Origin of the sequence: Streptomyces sp. AC555_RSS877 (assembly GCF_019049245.1) — a bacterium.
Classification (GTDB): Bacteria; Actinomycetota; Actinomycetes; order Streptomycetales; family Streptomycetaceae; genus Streptomyces.
In genome coordinates this window covers 37,968-54,540 of sequence record NZ_JAGMUK010000221.1, presented here as the reverse complement: position 1 = coordinate 54,540, position 16,573 = coordinate 37,968, and the positions used below count along the sequence as shown (strand labels likewise).

General features: G+C 69.2%; 15 protein-coding genes and 1 pseudogene. 7 read left to right on the top strand and 9 right to left on the bottom strand.

Annotated elements, in window-relative coordinates:
- Positions 1-712: 712 nt before the first annotated feature.
- Positions 713-1,538 (bottom strand): annotated as a pseudogene (locus KUM49_RS50990) (PA14 domain-containing protein); the annotation flags it as partial.
- A gap of 296 nt (positions 1,539-1,834) precedes the next feature.
- Between KUM49_RS50990 and KUM49_RS45395 the strand changes: the two are divergent.
- Positions 1,835-2,941, top strand: a complete 1,107-nt coding sequence (locus KUM49_RS45395) for a sugar ABC transporter substrate-binding protein (RefSeq protein ID WP_217242848.1) — start codon at positions 1,835-1,837, stop codon at positions 2,939-2,941.
- Between the two features lie 22 nt (positions 2,942-2,963).
- Here KUM49_RS45395 and KUM49_RS45390 read toward each other — a convergent pair whose 3' ends face one another.
- Both KUM49_RS45390 and KUM49_RS45385 read right to left on the bottom strand, forming a co-directional pair.
- Entirely contained in the window at positions 2,964-3,146 is a 183-nt protein-coding gene (locus KUM49_RS45390) for a DUF397 domain-containing protein (RefSeq protein WP_217242847.1), read from the bottom strand.
- Positions 3,147-3,156: 10 nt separating this feature from the next.
- Complete coding sequence (locus KUM49_RS45385; RefSeq protein ID WP_217242846.1) at positions 3,157-4,038, bottom strand: helix-turn-helix transcriptional regulator; 882 nt, start codon at positions 4,036-4,038, stop codon at positions 3,157-3,159.
- A 221-nt stretch (positions 4,039-4,259) separates the two neighbouring features.
- Between KUM49_RS45385 and KUM49_RS45380 the strand changes: the two genes are divergently transcribed.
- Both KUM49_RS45380 and KUM49_RS45375 read left to right on the top strand, forming a co-directional pair.
- Positions 4,260-4,718 (top strand): ATP-binding protein, encoded by a 459-nt coding sequence (locus tag KUM49_RS45380; protein ID WP_217242845.1) that lies wholly within the window; start codon positions 4,260-4,262, stop codon positions 4,716-4,718.
- Between the two features lie 103 nt (positions 4,719-4,821).
- On the top strand, positions 4,822-5,481 hold the full coding sequence (locus KUM49_RS45375; protein WP_217242844.1) for a Uma2 family endonuclease: 660 nt from the start codon (positions 4,822-4,824) through the stop codon (positions 5,479-5,481).
- Between the two features lie 61 nt (positions 5,482-5,542).
- Here KUM49_RS45375 and KUM49_RS45370 read toward each other — a convergent pair whose 3' ends face one another.
- The 3 genes from KUM49_RS45370 to KUM49_RS45360 all read right to left on the bottom strand — a co-directional run bounded on the left by KUM49_RS45370 (position 5,543) and on the right by KUM49_RS45360 (position 9,068).
- Positions 5,543-6,385 (bottom strand): transglutaminase family protein, encoded by an 843-nt coding sequence (locus tag KUM49_RS45370; protein ID WP_217242843.1) that lies wholly within the window; start codon positions 6,383-6,385, stop codon positions 5,543-5,545.
- A 1-nt stretch (position 6,386) separates the two neighbouring features.
- Positions 6,387-7,319, bottom strand: coding sequence for an alpha-E domain-containing protein (locus tag KUM49_RS45365; protein ID WP_217242842.1), 933 nt, complete (start codon positions 7,317-7,319; stop codon positions 6,387-6,389).
- Positions 7,320-7,529: 210 nt separating this feature from the next.
- Complete coding sequence (locus KUM49_RS45360; protein ID WP_217242841.1) at positions 7,530-9,068, bottom strand: circularly permuted type 2 ATP-grasp protein; 1,539 nt, start codon at positions 9,066-9,068, stop codon at positions 7,530-7,532.
- A gap of 377 nt (positions 9,069-9,445) precedes the next feature.
- On the opposite strand from KUM49_RS45360, the gene KUM49_RS45355 reads away from it, so the two are divergent.
- Positions 9,446-10,513, top strand: coding sequence for a helix-turn-helix transcriptional regulator (locus KUM49_RS45355; protein WP_217243037.1), 1,068 nt, complete (start codon positions 9,446-9,448; stop codon positions 10,511-10,513).
- Here the strand turns inward: KUM49_RS45355 and KUM49_RS45350 are convergent.
- Together KUM49_RS45350 and KUM49_RS45345 are read right to left on the bottom strand one after the other, a co-directional pair.
- On the bottom strand, positions 10,476-11,450 hold the full coding sequence (locus KUM49_RS45350) for a helix-turn-helix transcriptional regulator (RefSeq protein WP_217242840.1): 975 nt from the start codon (positions 11,448-11,450) through the stop codon (positions 10,476-10,478). The genes KUM49_RS45355 and KUM49_RS45350 overlap by 38 nt on opposite strands.
- 36 nt (positions 11,451-11,486) lie before the next feature.
- The gene (locus tag KUM49_RS45345) at positions 11,487-12,431 is read right to left on the bottom strand and encodes a helix-turn-helix transcriptional regulator (RefSeq protein ID WP_254402795.1); all 945 of its coding nucleotides are present in this window, start codon (positions 12,429-12,431) and stop codon (positions 11,487-11,489) included.
- Positions 12,432-12,600: 169 nt separating this feature from the next.
- Between KUM49_RS45345 and KUM49_RS45340 the strand changes: the two genes are divergently transcribed.
- Positions 12,601-12,840: a hypothetical protein gene (locus KUM49_RS45340; RefSeq protein WP_254402777.1), complete on the top strand. Its 240-nt coding sequence runs from the start codon at positions 12,601-12,603 to the stop codon at positions 12,838-12,840.
- Positions 12,837-13,172 carry a hypothetical protein gene (locus KUM49_RS45335; RefSeq protein ID WP_217242838.1) on the top strand — a complete coding sequence of 112 codons (336 nt, stop codon included), beginning with the start codon at positions 12,837-12,839 and terminating at the stop codon, positions 13,170-13,172. The genes KUM49_RS45340 and KUM49_RS45335 overlap by 4 nt, the downstream gene beginning before the upstream one ends.
- A gap of 243 nt (positions 13,173-13,415) precedes the next feature.
- On the opposite strand, the gene KUM49_RS45330 is transcribed toward KUM49_RS45335, so the two are convergent.
- Entirely contained in the window at positions 13,416-13,829 is a 414-nt protein-coding gene (locus tag KUM49_RS45330) for a pyridoxamine 5'-phosphate oxidase family protein (protein ID WP_217242837.1), read from the bottom strand.
- Between the two features lie 131 nt (positions 13,830-13,960).
- Between KUM49_RS45330 and clpB the strand changes: the two genes are divergently transcribed.
- Positions 13,961-16,558, top strand: a complete 2,598-nt coding sequence (gene clpB, locus KUM49_RS45325) for an ATP-dependent chaperone ClpB (protein WP_217242836.1) — start codon at positions 13,961-13,963, stop codon at positions 16,556-16,558.
- Positions 16,559-16,573 lie beyond the last annotated feature (15 nt).

Genomic DNA, 16,573 nt, shown 5'->3' with positions numbered 1-16,573 from the left:
TTTTCCGGGCGGGCTACGGCGCGGCAAGTGTGACCAGAGGGAAGCCGGGCCCACTCGACGAGTGGGCCCGGCTTCCCTCTGAGAACTTACGGCGCGGTGACCGCCGGACCCTCCGGCATCGCCGTGCTCGGTGTCATGTCGAGCTCGGTCGCGATGACGATCTGGGCCTCGCCGGTCAACTGGAACGTGGAGTTCCCGTCGTCGTCGACGGCGTCGACGATGAAGCAGGACTCCTCGCCGTCCGGAACGGTGGCGTAGGCGTACGAGGTGGTCTCGGCGCCCACGTAATAGCCCGGGTAGAGGGAGCACATCCGCTCCTCCTCGTCCCCGAGCAGCTCGCCGCGGCGCACCACGTAACGCGCCAGGTCCGGCGTCGGATTGGCGTCCCAGGTCACATGGAAGCCGTACTCGGTCGGCGTGACCGTCACCCCGGTCACGGCGGACGGCGGGGTGAGGTCCCCGCGCCTGCCGCTGACGGCGGCGGACCGTACGGACTCGTTGCCGGCCGCGTCGAGGGCGGTCACCCGGTAGTAGTAGGCGCTGCCCTCGGCTGCCGAGGCATCGACGTAGGACACCTGGCTCGTCGTACTCCCGACCCGGGTGTACGTCCCCTCCGCACTCGTCGCCCGGTACACCCGGTACGACGCAGCCCCCGAGACCGAGCCCCAGCCGACCCACAGCCCCTCCGGTTCGGAGGCGGTGCTCAGTCCGGTGGGTGCGGGGGGCGCGGTTCGGTCGACGGTGGTCACACCCTGGTCGGCCGTCCCCGTCGAGGTGTTGCCGGCCTTGTCGTGGGCGCGGACCTCGTAGTAGTACGCGTCGCCGGTCACCGGCAGGGTGGTGTCGGTGTACGACGCGGACGTGGTCGTCGCCAAGGGTGCACTGCCGAACGCCGTGCCCTTCAGGCGCCGGTAGACGCGGTATCCGGCGAGGTCCATCTCCTTGTTCTTCGCCCAGGTGAGCTTCGCCTTGCCGGTGGCCTGGTCGTATGTGACCGAAGCACCCGTCGGGGCGAGCGGCTTGACCGTGTCGACCGTGGCCGAGGTGCGGGGCGTGTAGGCGAAGGAGACGTTCGCCGTCCCGGTCCAGTTGACGAAGTCGACGCGGAGGGTGTGCCTGCCGGACGGGATCGTGACGTTGACGGTCTTCTTGACCGTGGTCGACACGTTCTTCCAGAGGTCGACCTTGCGGACGTTGTCGAGGTAGACGCGGATGCCGTCCTGTGCGGAGACGGGCAGGGCGAAGGGGCCGCCGGAGCCGAAGTCGCGGGTGACGGTCCAGCGGACGCCGAAGTTGTTCGACGGGAGGCCGGAGGCGGGGGCGCCGGTGCCCCAGTTCTGGTCGATGGCGCTGTCGCAGTCCGTTTTCTTCGGTGTACCGGAGAAGGTGGTGTTCGCGAAGAACTGCCGCTTGAAGACCGGCGAGGTGCAGGTCGTCGCGGCGGACGCGGGGGCGGTGACAGCGGTGAGCAGGCCGCCCGCGGTGGCGAGCACGACGGCGGTCGTGGCCGCCCTGGTCGTGCGTCTGGCTGGGTTCATTCGGTCCTCTGGTCGGTGATCGGAGCGGCAGAGGCAGCCGCTGTGATCACGACTCGCGAGGAATGAACTTGGTTGTACGGATCTTTGCCGTCCCGAGGGGGTGCGTTTGATGGAGAGTCCGTAACGGGCGTTTGGAGAAGTTTCGCTATGTCTTCACATGCAAAGCGGAGCGTGGCGTTGCGCACTCGTTAAGTGGTTCCGCTTGACGCTGGGGGACGCTGACGCGTTGTCTTTTCAGACACCTGGGTCGCAATACTGCGCCCGCGTCCGGAAGGCACCAAGAAGTGAGCTCCCCCATGCGTCGTATCGCCGTATCCGTGGCCGCGTCCACGATGACCCTCTCGCTTGCGGCCTGCGGTGCGCTCGGGGTGACCGGGACGGGCAGCGAGGCGAGCCCGACCAAGGGGAACGACATCACCGTCGGCGTGCTGATGCCGGAGAAGACGAACACGCGGTACGAGGAGTTCGACTACCCCATCATTCAGGCCAAGGTCTCCTCCCTCACCGCGAACAAGGGCAAGACGGTGTACGCCAACGGCGAGGCCGACCCGGACAAGCAGGCCAGCCAGATGCAGCGGATGATCGACGACCAGGTCGACGTCATCCTCCTGGACGCCGTCGACTCGCACTCCATCGCCGGCACGGTGCAGAAGGCGAAGGACGCGGGCATCCCCGTCATCGCCTACGACCGCCTGGCCGAGGGCCCGATCGACGCGTATGTCTCCTTCGACAACGAGCTGGTCGGCGAGGTCCAGGGGCGCTCGATCATCGACGCGCTGGGCCCGCGCGCCGACACCTCGGACAAGATCGTCATGATGAACGGTTCGCCCACCGACCCGAACGCCGGGCAGTTCAAGGCGGGCGCGCTCTCCGAGCTGGAGGGCAAGGTGACGATCGCCGAGTCGTTCGACACCAAGGGCTGGAGTCCGGAGGAGGCCCAGTCCAACATGACCCAGGCGCTCAACAAGATCGGCAAGAACAACATCGCCGCGGTGTACTCCGCCAACGACGCCATGGCCGGCGGCATCATCAAGGCCCTGGAAGCCGCGGGTCTCTCCGAACTGCCCCCGATCACCGGCCAGGACGCGGAACTCTCCGCCGTGCAGCGGATCGTCGCCGGCGAGCAGTACATGAGCGTCTACAAGCCGTATGCGCAGGAGGCCGAGGCCGCCGCGGAGATGGCCGTGGCGAAGATCCAGGGCAAGGACATCAAGTTCGACGCCCTCGCCTCCGACAAGGTGGACAGCCCCACCGACAAGAACATCTCAGCCCAGCTGGTGCCGGTGGTGACCCTGACGAAGGCCAACATCGAGTCCACGGTCGTCGCGGACGGCATCTACAAGGTGTCCGACATCTGCACGAGCGACTACGAGGCGGCGTGCGAGGAGATCGGGCTGAAGTAGGCCCTCTCCACGGCCGGGCCTGTCAGCCGGCGTCCGTGACGTACCGGATCAGCGCGGCGAGGCCGGCGGGGGCGGTGGTCAGGATGACGTCCGGGGTGTCGCTCTCGCGGAGGCGGATCGTTTTGTCGGGGGCGGTGGCGACGTAGAGGCAGTTGCCTTCCGGGCCGCCGCTGTACGACGACTTCTGCCAGTGCAGTTCGGGCATCCGTGCCTCCTCAGAGGGTGTACAGCACATGCTGGATGAGGGCGAGTGAGTCCTTCACCGAGTGTGTTTCAGGGGCCAACGATACGTCGACAGGGGCGAGGGCGTTCTTTGCGATCCGGTCGAACAGTGAGTTGTACTCCCGGAGATGGCGCTGCTGCACCAAGTAGTGGGAGCCCAGAAGCTGTTCGACCACGACGGTGCCCAACTTCGGGTTGGCGGGGATGATATGGGCGAAGTTGCCGGTGAGAGCCGCGTGCGCCTGGGAGGTGAACGGATAGACCTGGATGGTCACGTTCGGCAGGCGCGCCAGCTCGATGAGATGCAGCAACTGCTTCCGTACGACCTCCGTGCCGCCGAACCGCATGTGCAGCGCGGACTCGTGGATGACAGCATGCACGGACGGGGGGTTCTCGCGCGTCAGGATGTGCTGCCGTTCCATACGGAACCTCAGCCCCTCCTCGATGTTCGCAAAGCCCAGGTCCTCGCTGGTGAAGATGGCCCGCGTGTAGTCGGCCGTCTGGAAGAGGCCCGGGATGAACAGTGGCTCGTGCGTCCGGATGGCCGCAGCCTCTGATTCGAGCTCGGCCAGGTTCAGGGAGTCCGGCCCCATGTGCTTCCGGTAGGCGCGCCACCAGCCTTGGCCGCTGGACTCGGAGAGACAGACCAAGGTCTCGATGTAGGGCTCCTCTGAGCAACCATAAACACGGCAGAGGTCGAGCAGTCGCTCGGTGAGGATCGAGGTCCGGCCAGCCTCGATGTGCCCCAGTTGCCCGCGCGTCATGCCGATCCGGTCGGCGGCTTCACTGGTGGTCAACCCCACCTGTTCGCGCAGTTGTTTGAGTTCGAAGCCGAGTCGCCGCTGTCGTTCGCTGATGGTGGTGCGCAGTCCCACGGGTTCTCCTTGGTGATCGGCCCAAAGTCTGCCCCGTCGCCGGTAGTTAGTCCACCGATTCTGACGATCAGGTTGCTCGCGAGAACCGTTCATCGCTACCTTGGGTGTGGAATCAGTTACGCACTGAAACCGCTCAGCCTCCCCTGCCCATAAGCCGAAAGAGCACCCGCACCCCGGGCACCGCCATCGCCGGGCAACCCCCCTCGTACCCAGGAGCCTCCGTGGACCCAGCCCGCCACACTGCTCACCGACCCACCCAACTCACCCACCAATACAGCCTGTTCGCCCCCGCCGACGCCACCGCACCCCGCGTCTGCCGTGACTTCGTACGTGCCGTCCTCTTCACCCACGACCGTGAACTCCTCGTCATGCCCGCCGCCCTGTGCACCTCGGAACTCGTCACCAACGTCCACCTGCACACCAAGGGCACCGCCATGCTCCGCGTCCGCCTCACCCCGGCCCGCTTCCATGTGAGCGTCTTCGACGAGAGCCCCGACCCACCCGTCGTCACGCACCCCGCCGCGGGGGCCATTGCCTGCTGGGGGAGAGGGCTCGCGCTCGTCGCGGAGATGGCGGACACGTGGGGTGTCGCGGCCGAGAGGGCGGGGCGCTTCGCCAAGGGAGTGTGGTTCGAGCTGGGTGGGGGCGAGGGCTCGTTCCGCCCTCGCTCGAACGGGTGAACTGGGGGCATTTCCCCTGGTCAGCCGTATAGCCGTACCTACCGTGATGGCGTTGCTTGTGCCCCAAGCACGCCCAGCCCACACTTGAGGAGGTGATGCCGCCATGACCGCTCTTGCGCACGAGAGGCCCGAGACCATGCCTGAGACCAGGACCGAGTCCGTGTCCCTTGCCGAGAACGGCCCCGAGCTGGACGAGGTCCTGTGGCAGGCATGGAAGGCCATGGAACTCCCCGAGGGCTACCGCGCTGAGATCATCGAGGGAGCCATCGAGGCGTCGCCCACCGGTCGCCTGTCCCACGCGCAGATCATCAATCGACTGCGCCGGCTGCTGGACAAGTTTCTGGAAGAGGGCGAGTACGCCTGCTTTCAGGACACCAACGTCATCCACAAACGCAAGGGATGGATCCCCGACGCCTTTGTCGCCCCCGAAGACGCGGAGCCGTACGCGGATGCGGACGGCCTGGGAGTACAGGCCAAGGCACTTCACCTGGTGGTCGAAGTCGTCTCCCCCGGCCGGCGCAACCAAGACCGCGACCGCGTCCGTAAGCGCCGCGAGTACGCCCGCGCCGGGATTCCTGTGTACGTCCTCATCGACGACTACGACGGCCAGGGCGCCGTCACCCTCTTCACCGGCCCTCGTCCCGACAAGGCCGACTGGGAGGACATCCAGCGCGTCCCGTACGGCACCGACGTCACCGTTTCCGAAGGCCCGGCCAAGGGCTTCGTGATCGGGGAAGCGATCACGGGCCCCAGGCGGGGCTGAGCCGAACCGGTGCCGAAAGGGGGACAACGCCGCCTGACGCCCCCGCCTGACGCCCCCCGTCTCACGCCACCCGCGTGAACTCCACCGTCACCTCCGGCAACCCGCCCGCCACTCCCCGGTACACGCCCTTGTGCGGGGTGACGTCGTCGTAGTCGCGGCCTCGGCCCACCACCACGTGGGACTCGTCGGGCCTCGTGCGGTTGGTGGGGTCGTAGCCGCACCAGTCGCCCGCCCAGTACTCGACCCAGGCGTGGCTCTGGCCGGCGACCGGCAGGTGCAGTTCCGCTTCCTGGTCGGGGTGGAGGTAGCCGGAGACGTAGCGGGTGGGCAGGCCCAGGCCTCGTAGCAGGGCGAGGGTGACGTGGGCGATGTCCTGGCAGACGCCCGCGCCCTGTTCCCAGGCCTCGGCGGCGGAGGTGGTCACTCCGGTGGAGCCGGGGAGGTAGGCGACCCGGTCGGCGACCAGGGACGAGACGGTGGCGGCGGTTTCGTGCGGGTCCAGGCCGGCCGCCGCGTCCCGTGCCTGCTCCACCAGCTCGGCGGGGAGTGTCGTACGAGGGGTGTCGCCCGCGAACTCCAGCAGGCGGGAGCGGGCGGTGTGGGCGGCTACTTCCGGCCAGGTCGGGGGCTGGGGGAGGGAGTCCGGGGCGTGGGTCTCGACCAGGCTGGAGGCGGTGATGGTGAGGTCGGCGTGCGGGTCCATGAGGTCGAAGCCGGTGACCTGGGTGCCCCAGTAGTCCCAGTACGACCAGGTGGTGGCGGTCGGGCTGATGGTGACCCGGGAGTCCAGGGTGGTCTGGTGGGGCAGTGTCAGCGGGGTCATGCGGACCTCGTTGTGCGAGGAGACCGCGGCCTGGGCGTAGGAGACCCGGGTGACGTGCCGGATGCGGAGGCGACGAGCCATCTCAGGCTCCTTCCTGGGCCCACTCGACGGGGCCCTGGTAGGGGAAGAACCGCTCGGCCACTCCGTCGGCGGATGCCATGCAGGACTGCTGCAAATCCCGTAGTAGGGCCGGGAGTTGGTCTTCCATGGCCTGCGAGTCGAGGTACTCCAGGCGGGTGCGCATCCGGCCGATCGGGCGGCGCGCCGGGTCCTGGCGGGGGCGGCCGAGCGCGGCCAGGCACTCCTCCGCCGTCGTCAGGGCGTGCAGCGCCGAGCGCGGGAACTCCCGGTCCATGAGCAGGAATTCGGCCACCCGTGAGGTGTCGCCGAAGCCGCTGTGCACGCGCGCGTACGCCTCGTCGGCGCCGGACGCGCTGAGCAGGGTCGGCCAGTCGGGCGCGTGCGCCGCGTCGAGTACGCGCACGGACAGCAGTCGTACGGTCATGTCCACCCGTTCCAGGCTCCGGCCCAGGACGACGAAACGCCAGCTGTCGTCGCGGCTCATGGTGGAGTCGGCCAGGCCGAAGAAGAGGGCCGCCCGGCGGCGTACCAGTTCCAGGTAGGCGTACGGGCCGGTACGGCGGGCCGCGAGCCGTTGGTCGGCCAGGGCGTGCCAGGTGGAGTTGAGGCACTCCCACATCTCGGAGGAGACCGCCTCGCGGGCGCTGCGGGCGTTGAGCCGGGCAGCGCCGAGCGCGCCCTCGATGGAGCAGGTGGAGCGGGCGTCGAAGGCCAGCTGGTCCAGGACCTGCTGCATGTCGACGCGCGGCTCGCCCGCGTCGACGCCGAGGATCGCGTACAGCGACCGGCAGGCCACGTCCTCGTCGCGCCAGGGGTCCTCCAGCATGCGGTGCAGGTAGGCGTCGAGGATGCGGCCGGTGTTGTCCGCGCGCTCGACGTAACGGCCGGTCCAGGTCAGGGATTCGGCGATACGGGAGAGAATCACGTCGTTCACTGGGCCCCCCGCTCACACGCCGGGTAGGGTCGAGACGTGCTGAGCGAGAGCCAAGCCAGCACAGCAACCTCCATTCCGTGGGGAAACCGGGCTGGTTCCAACCCGGCTGGCGCTGATCGCGTAGGACTCGACCGTTCGCTGAGCGGCCGAGCAGTGTGAGCCAGGACTCCCCCTCGCTTTCGAGGGGGAGGGTTCAATGCTGCCGCGCCCTTATTGCTGTGCCCCTTCCTGAACGTCGGCGGGGGTACCGCCGGGACCGAGCTGACGCGGGGCGACGTCGGGCAGTGCCGCTGTCGGTGCTGCCGGTCGCCGCGCGTGCCCCTCGGCGAGCACCCAGGTGTCCTTGGAGCCGCCGCCCTGGCTGGAGTTGACGATGAGGTTGCCCTCCTGGAGGGCGACCCGGGTGAGGCCGCCGGGCAGGACCCAGACGTCGTTGCCGTCGTTGACGGCGAAGGGCCGTAGATCTATGTGGCGTGGCGCCATACGTTCCCCGGCGAGAGTGGGGGAGGTGGACAGGGCGACGGGCCGCTGGGCGATGAAGCCGCGGGGGTCGGCGATGACGGCCGCGCGGGTGCGTTCGAGGGTCTCGCGGTCGGCCTTCGGGCCGATGACGATGCCCTGGCCGCCGGCGCCGTCGACCGGCTTGATGACCAGCTGGTCGATCTGGTCGAGGACGGCGTCGAGTTGGCCGGGTTCGTCCGGCCGGAAGGACTCCACGTTGGGGAGAATCGGTTCTTCGGAGAGGTAGTAGCGGATCAGGTCGGGGACGTACGTGTAGAGCAGCTTGTCGTCCGCGATGCCGTTGCCGACGGCGTTGGCGAGGGTCACGTTGCCCGCGAGGGCGGCGCCCATGATGCCGGGGCAGCCGATCACCGAATCGGGGCGGAAGTGGAGCGGATCGAGGAAGTCGTCGTCCAGGCGCCGGTATACGACATGGACGGGTACCTCGCCGCGGGTCGTCCGCATCCCCACCCGGTTGCCGCGGCAGACGAGGTCGTGCCCCTCGACCAGCTGGACGCCCATCAGGCGGGCGAGCAGGGCGTGTTCGAAGTAGGCGGCGTTGCTCGGCCCCGGGGTCAGGACGACCACCCGCGGATCCGTGGTGCCGTCGGGCGCGGCGGCCCGCAGGGCGGCGAGCAGGCGCTGGGCGTACCCGTCGACGGGCACGACGTGCTGCTCGGCGAAGAGGGACGGGAAGATCCGGGTCATCGCCCGCCGGTTCTCGATGACGTACGAAACCCCGCTGGGCACCCGGACGTTGTCCTCCAGGACCCGGAAGTCGCCCGCCTCGTCCCGTACGAGGTCGATGCCGGCGACGTGGATGCGGACACCGCCCGGCGGTTCGACGCCGTGGGCCGCGCGGTGGAAGTGGGGGGAGCTGAGGAGCAGCCGCCAGGGCACGACACCGTCCTCGAAGGCACGGGCGGGCCCGTAGGCGTCGGTGAGATAGGCCTCCAGGGCCCTGACTCTCTGACTCACCCCGCGCTGTATGAGATCCCACTCCAGGGCGTCCAGGATCCTGGGCACGAGGTCCAGCGGCCACGGCCGCTCCTCACCCGCGAAGGCGTAGGTCACCCCACGGTCGGTGAACGCCCGGGCCATCTGGTCGGCCCGGAAGCGCAGTTCGCTCGGCTCGATCGGCTGCAGCGCCGCCAGCACCGGCTCATAGGCGGTCCTGACCTCACCCGGCCGCTCAAACATCTCGTCCCACGCGTCGGCCAACGCGTATGCGTCAAATATGTCCGCCATGGCCTGACGTTAAGTGGGGTTGGTAACGCGCTGATCACTGCGTGATTTCCGGCAGCTCTCGCGGGTGCGGGCGGGATCGGCGTGGCGTCGGGGGCGGGTGGGATCGGCGTGGCGTCGGGGGCGGGTGGGGCACGCCGAGCGGGGCAGATTCCGCCCGGCCGCCCCCGAGGCTGCCGGTGGTACGGGTTCCACCGTGCGCCCGGCGGGTACGGGACACCCCCGTCAGGTTGTTGCAACCCGACCGGCGGAGGCGTGGAGTCAGTGGGGCAAACCGGTGTTTTCTCCCTGCCGAGAAGGGGGGAGCCGTGTTGCGCAGCCGGTCCGGTCCGCGCATAGTTGCGCTGCAAAAGGCGCTGGAACCGGGGGTGGGACGGGCGATGGCCGGGCACGGGGCGGAGGAGCATCCACACGGTGCCGACCGACTGTGCGACGCCGGGGACCGCGTGTACTCCCGGGCCGTGCGGCGGGGCCGCGTGCCGCGCGAGGATGCCGGGCCGGTGCCCTGTCTGCTGGAGCTGGCCCTGCTGCACCCGGACCCCGACGACATGGACTGGCTGGTGCCGACGGCACCCCAGGAGGTCATGACGCGGCTGCTGCGCGGCCTGTACGACGAGGTCAGCGCGAGCCAGCGGCGGGTGGGTTCGGCGGTGGCGGCCTTCGAGTGGTACGCGGGCCTCGGCCCACAACCGCAGGCGGCATCCGCCGAGGGCGGCGCGATCCGCGTCCTCGACGGCCTCTCCCGCATCCAGGCGGCGATGGACGAGGCGACGGAGGCCTGCACGACGGAGGTCCTGACCGTCCAGCCCGGCGGCATCCGTCCCGAGCACGAACTGACGGAGGGTCTGCACCGGGCGCTGGCACTGCGCGGCCGGGGCGTTCGCATGCGCGATCTGTACACGCACGTGGCCCGGCACGGTCAGGGCCTGCTCAACTACCTGGAGCTGATGGGCGGCGCGGTCCAGGCGCGCACCCTCGACGAGGTCATCGACCGCCTGATCCTCTTCGACCGCACGGTGGCGTTCATCCCGGCGAACGCGGACCGCACGCTGGCCCTCGAACTACGCCACCCCGCGCTCGTGGAGTACCTGGGCACGGTCTTCGAACGCCTCTGGCGCCTCGCGATCCCGCTGACCGCCCCCCTGCCCGACACCGGCATCGAGGGCATCTCGCACCGGGAGCAGTCCATCGCGGCGCTGCTCGCGGAGGGGCATCAGGACGCGGTGATCGCGGAGCGGCTGGGGATAAGCGTCCGTACGTGCCGGGCGCACATCGCGCGGCTGTCGGAGACGCTGGGCGCGGCCAGCCGTACGCAACTGGGCGTCCGTATCGCGCAGGTGGGTCTGGACGGTACGTCCCACCCCGCCGACGTGGGGTCGGGTGCCGAGCCGGGATTCGTGCCGGGTGCCCTCAGCCTTCCTGATCAAGAATCCCGGCCCGTCCGATGAGGTAGCCGAGCTGCGCCCTGCTCTCGCTGCCGAGGGTGGAGGCGAGTTTGGCGATGTGCTCGCGGGCGGTGCGGATGTTCAGGCCGAGGCGGTCGGCGATGACGGCGTCGGTGTGGCCCTCCACGAGGAGGGCGGCTATGGCGCGCTGGCGGGGGGTGATGCCGTTCAGGGTGGGCTGCTGGACCGCCTGGGGGTACATCGGCGTGGCCAGGTGCCAGAGGCGGTCGAAGGTGGTGGCGAGGTAGGTGACCAGGGGACGGTGGCGGACCTCGACGGCGATCGTGCGGTCCGGGTTGGCGGGGATGAAGGCGACATCACGGTCGAGCACGATGAGACGTTCGGGGACTTCGTCGAGGGTGCGGACCTCGACGTCGCCGTCCAGGAGTTCGTAGTGGGCGAGGACGGCCGGGTCGTGGCGCGAGGTGTGCTGGTAGAGGGTGCGCATACGGGCGCCCCGGGCGAGGATCTCCTGCTCTTTGGGGAAGGCGAGGGCGAGCGAGGAAACGGGCCGCTTTCCGCCCGGCTGGATGGTCAGCACCTCGTCGGACGACCGCAGCATGGCCTGTCGGATGGCCTCGTCGATCTGTTCGGAGCCGCTGAGCAGGGTTGTCCCCGCGGCTTCCGTCGGGTCCGGGTGTCCGATGCCGAGTGCCATGAGCGGCTCGAACGCCTGGGCCAGGAGGGTTTCGGCCTGTCTGCGCCGGGCGATGTCCTCGGCGATGCCGCGCAGCAGCCGCGGCAAGGCCACGGTGGGGGCGACGGGACGCAGCCACCGCGTGTCGTCGAGGTCGGGCCGGAGCAGCCCGACGCGGAGCAGACAGGGCACCGGGTCCGCCTCGTGCTCCGGGAGGCGGCCTTCGCGCAGGGCGCGACCGTACAGTTCGAGACCCGCTGGGCACAGTTCCTCCGGCCCGTGCCGGTGCGTCGATGTCGTCACGCGTGACCCTCTTCTTCCGGTTTCCTCCGGCGGGAGTCAGGCATCCTGCTGCAAAATGCCCGACTGCGCTATGAGGAAGCCGAGTTGGGCACGGCTCCCGCTGCCGAGGGCCGAGGCGAGTTTGGCGATGTGAGCGCGGCACGTGCGGACGTTCATCCCCAGGCGTCGGGCTATGGCCTCGTCGACATGGCCCTCGATGAGGAGCTTGGCGATGGAGTGCTGGATGTCCGTGATGCCGTCGGGGGCGGTTTCGTAGGGTGCGCCGGCGCTCAGCGGAACCGCGCGGCCCCACATGAACTCGAAGACCTTGATCAGGTAGCGGACGAGCCCGGGGTGACGCAGTTCGAGGGCGACCTGCCCGTCGTCACGCGTCGGGATGAAGGCCACGGTCTCGTCGCAGATGATCAGCCGCTCCACCAGTTCGTCGATGGTGCGGTATTCGACCTTGCCGTCGGAGAACCGGGCCACGTAGGCCAGCGTCTCGGGACTGTGACGGGCGGTGTGCTGGTAGAGGGTCCGGATGCGGCAGCCTCTTTCGATCAACGGCCTGTCACGCTCCAGCCCTTGGGCGAGGGTGTGCTCGAGCCGGCGGCGGCTCGGTTGGACCGTGAGCATCTCGGTGTGGCATTGGGCGGTGGCCAGGTCGAGCGCAGCGTTGATCCGGTCGATGCCCTCCAGCACCGTGATGGAGTGCGTGGACGCCGTCGCCTGGGCGCTGAGGGCCATGAACGGCTCGAAAGCGTCGGCGAGTTCGATCGACTCCCGCCTGCGCTGAGTGATCTCGTGCTCGATCGGGTTGAGCCGCTGTGCCAGGGCGATCGACGGAGGCACGGGGCGCAGCCAGTTCGCGTCGTCCGGATCGGGATGAAGGAGGGCGAACTCCATCAAGCACGGAGCGGGCTCGACGTCCGCACGGGCGATGCGTCCGGTGCGGAGAGCGTTCTCATAGAGACGGCGACCCTCCTCGCACAGTGCAGTCAGCGCGTGAGGATGTGTCCGCTTAGTCGCGCTTGTTATCAAATCTCCACCCCCCAGGGTCCTGAACGTGCAGGAACATGATGCATCGATTGTGTGGCCATGACGTGCCCAAATGCGCCATCGTCGTAGTCGACGGGGGAGAGGTGACCTTCAAATGAGGACGAAGCCGACTATGCGTAAGAGAATGCTTCGCTCGGCGCTTGCCGCCGCCTTCTCCGCTGTTGTGGCTTTCGGGACGCTGAGTGGCCTTGCGGAGACCAGGAGCGACGTCCCGACGGACAGCGCCTGGAGCACGCGTGCCGCGACTGCCGCCCCGCCCGGCGACAGTACGTGGGTGGTGGTGGCGGCGTCCGACGCCCCGGCCGACAGCACATGGGGCATGGACGACAGCACCTGGGCCGCCGAGTCATGACCACTCCACCCGACGACCGCTCCTTCCGCCGCGAAATGGCCACCGCCTACCGCTCGGGATGGCACTTCATCGACCTGGTCACCGCGATCCCCCACGCCGGTGACTCGTTGATGGTGACCGTCTTCGGTGAGCCGGTCGTCGTGACGCGGGACGAGGACGAGGACGTACGGGCCTATCGGTGCCTGCGGCGGCCCCGGGGTGCGCCGCAGCCCGTGCGGTGTGCCATCCGGTACGGAATGATCTTTGTGAACCTGGACCAGCGGGACCATCGACTGGTGGAGCAGGACGCTCCGCCCCAACGAACCATCTCAGCCACCCCCCGCAGTGCCTGACGCGATTCCCCCGTCGTAACAGATCGCGCAGGCGCTTCCCCCCGCAGCGGCGTCACCGTGACCTGAACACGGTGACGCCGCTGCAGTTTGGGGACATTTCCAGGTATCGGGCGAATCGGTGAGTGGCTGAAACTGATCGATTTTGCGTGCGGGGCGGGTCCCGGCGGCTCTGTGAGGGTCCTGGCGGGTCTCCAGGGCCTCCGGAGCCCGCTTCGCCCGGTCCTTTTCGGCCTCGCGGCCTTCTCAGCCCCGCCCCATCGCCCGCGTCAGCTGGATCTCGATCGCCACGCGCGTCGGGTTCGGGCGCGGTGGGTGTCCGTAGCGCTCCTCGTAGCGGCGCTCCGCCTCCGCGACCTGTTCCGGCCCCGTGCGCGCGAACGCCCGGCCCTCCAGCGTGGCCCAGCGGCGGCCGGCGACCTGGCAGACCGCGACCCGGGCGCCCGCCGGCCCCGCCGCCAGGATGTTGCGCACTTTCGTGCTTGCCCTGTCCGCGATCACCCGAGCAAGTCGGCTCTCGGGGTCGTATGTCACTCCGACCGGCACCACGTGCGGGCTGCCGTCGGGGCGGGGTGTCGTCAGCGTGCACAGGTGCCGTTCGCGCCAGAAGCTGAGGTATGACGCGTCCGGGGCACCCGGGTCCTGGGGATGTGCGGCCATGAACCGAACCTAGCCGTCCGGAACCTCCCCGTGGCCACCTTGAGTGGAATAGACTCAAGTTTGTGTACGTTGATTGAGTCAGTGTGACGGGACGGCTGACGCAAGGACGCCAGGAGGAGGAGACAGCGAACGTGGACGCCGAGCTGACCAACCGGAGCCGGGACGCCATCAACGCGGCCGGCAACCGGGCCGTGACCGAGGGACATCCCGACCTCACCCCGGCCCACCTGCTCCTTGCCCTGCTCCAGGGGCAGGACAACGAGAACATCGTCGATCTGCTGGCCGCCGTCGACGCCGACCAGGCCGCCGTGCGGGCCGGCGCGGAGAAGGCGATCGCGTCGCTGCCCAGCGTGACCGGATCCACCGTCGCGCCCCCGCAGCCCAACCGCGAGCTGCTCGCCGTGATCGCGGACGCCCAGGAGCGGGCCAAGGACCTCGGGGACGAATACCTCTCCACCGAGCACCTGCTCATCGGCATCGCCGCGAAGGGCGGCCCGGCCGGCGACGTACTCTCCGGGCAGGGGGCCACCGCGAAGAAGCTGTCGGAGGCCTTCCAGAAGGCAAGGGGAGGACGCCGCGTGACCACCGCCGATCCCGAGGGCCAGTACAAGGCCCTGGAGAAGTTCGGGACCGACTTCACCGCCGCCGCGCGGGAAGGCAAGCTCGATCCCGTCATCGGGCGGGACCAGGAGATCCGCCGGGTGGTGCAGGTGCTGTCCCGGCGGACCAAGAACAACCCCGTGCTCATCGGCGAGCCCGGCGTCGGCAAGACCGCCGTGGTCGAAGGGCTCGCCCAGCGGATCGTGAAGGGCGACGTGCCCGAGTCCCTCAAGAACAAGCGGCTCGTCGCGCTCGATGTCAGCGCCATGGTGGCCGGGGCAAAGTACCGCGGCGAGTTCGAGGAGCGGCTGAAGACCGTCCTCGCGGAGATCAAGGACTCCGACGGCCAGATCATCACCTTCATCGACGAACTGCACACCGTCGTGGGCGCCGGCGCCGGCGGGGACTCCTCGATGGACGCCGGCAACATGCTCAAGCCCATGCTCGCGCGGGGTGAGCTGCGCATGGTCGGCGCCACGACCCTGGACGAGTACCGCGAGCGGATCGAGAAGGACCCGGCGCTGGAGCGCCGCTTCCAGCAGGTGCTGGTCGCCGAGCCGAGCGTCGAGGACACCATCGCCATCCTGCGCGGCCTCAAGGGGCGCTACGAGGCCCACCACAAGGTGGTGATCGCGGACAGCGCGCTGGTCGCGGCCGCGACCCTCTCCGACCGGTACATCACCTCCCGCTTCCTGCCCGACAAGGCCATCGACCTGGTCGACGAGGCGGCCTCCCGCCTCCGCATGGAGATCGACTCCTCGCCCCTGGAGATCGACGAACTCCAGCGCGCCGTCGACCGGCTGAAGATGGAGGAGCTCGCGCTGGTCAAGGAGACCGACCCGGCCTCGCGCGAGCGCCTGGAGCGGCTGCGCCGCGATCTCGCCGACAAGGAGGAGGAGCTGCGCGGCCTGACCGCCCGCTGGGAGAAGGAGAAGCAGTCCCTCAACCGGGTCGGTGAGCTGAAGGAGAAGCTCGACGAGCTGCGCGGGCAGGCCGAACGCGCCCAGCGCGACGGCGACTTCGACACCGCGTCCATGCTGCTGTACGGCGAGATCCCCACCCTGGAACGGGACTTGGAAGTCGCCTCGCAGGCCGAGGAGGAGGCCGCCAAGGACACCATGGTCAAGGAGGAGGTCGGCGCCGACGACATCGCCGACACCGTGGCCGCCTGGACCGGCATCCCCGCCGGGCGCCTCCTGGAGGGCGAGACGCAGAAACTCCTGCGCATGGAGGAGGAGCTGGGCCGTCGCCTCATCGGCCAGACGGAGGCCGTACAGGCCGTGTCGGACGCCGTACGGCGCAGCCGGGCCGGCATCGCGGATCCCGACCGCCCCACCGGCTCGTTCCTCTTCCTCGGCCCCACCGGAGTCGGCAAGACCGAACTCGCCAAGGCACTCGCCGACTTCCTCTTCGACGACGAGCGGGCCATGGTCCGCATCGACATGAGCGAGTACGGCGAGAAGCACACCGTGTCGCGGCTCGTCGGCGCGCCCCCCGGCTACGTCGGCTACGAGGAGGGCGGCCAGCTCACGGAGGCGGTGCGGCGCCGGCCGTACAGCGTCGTCCTGCTCGACGAGGTCGAGAAGGCGCACCCCGAGGTCTTCGACATCCTCCTCCAGGTGCTGGACGACGGCCGCCTGACGGACGGCCAGGGCCGGACGGTGGACTTCCGCAACACGATCCTGGTCCTCACCTCGAACCTGGGCAGCCAGTTCCTGGTCGACCCGATCAGGAGCGAGGCGGAGAAGAAGGAGCAGGTGCTGGAGGTGGTCCGGTCATCCTTCAAGCCGGAGTTCCTGAACCGGCTCGACGACCTGGTCGTCTTCTCGGCCCTGTCGAAGGACGAGCTGAGCCGGATCGCCCGCCTCCAGATCGGCCACCTCACCCAGCGGCTGGCCGAACGCCGCCTCACCCTTGAGGTCAGCGACGAGGCCCTGGTCTGGCTCGCGACCGAGGGCATGGACCCGGCCTACGGCGCCCGCCCGCTGCGCCGCCTCGTGCAGACCGCCATCGGCGACCGCCTCGCCAAGGAGATCCTTTCCGGCGAGGTCAAGGACGGCGACACCGTCCGGGTGGACGTGTTCGGGGAGGGCTTGATCGTCGGGCCGTCGACGGACAAGACGCTCTGACAAGGCACTGTCACG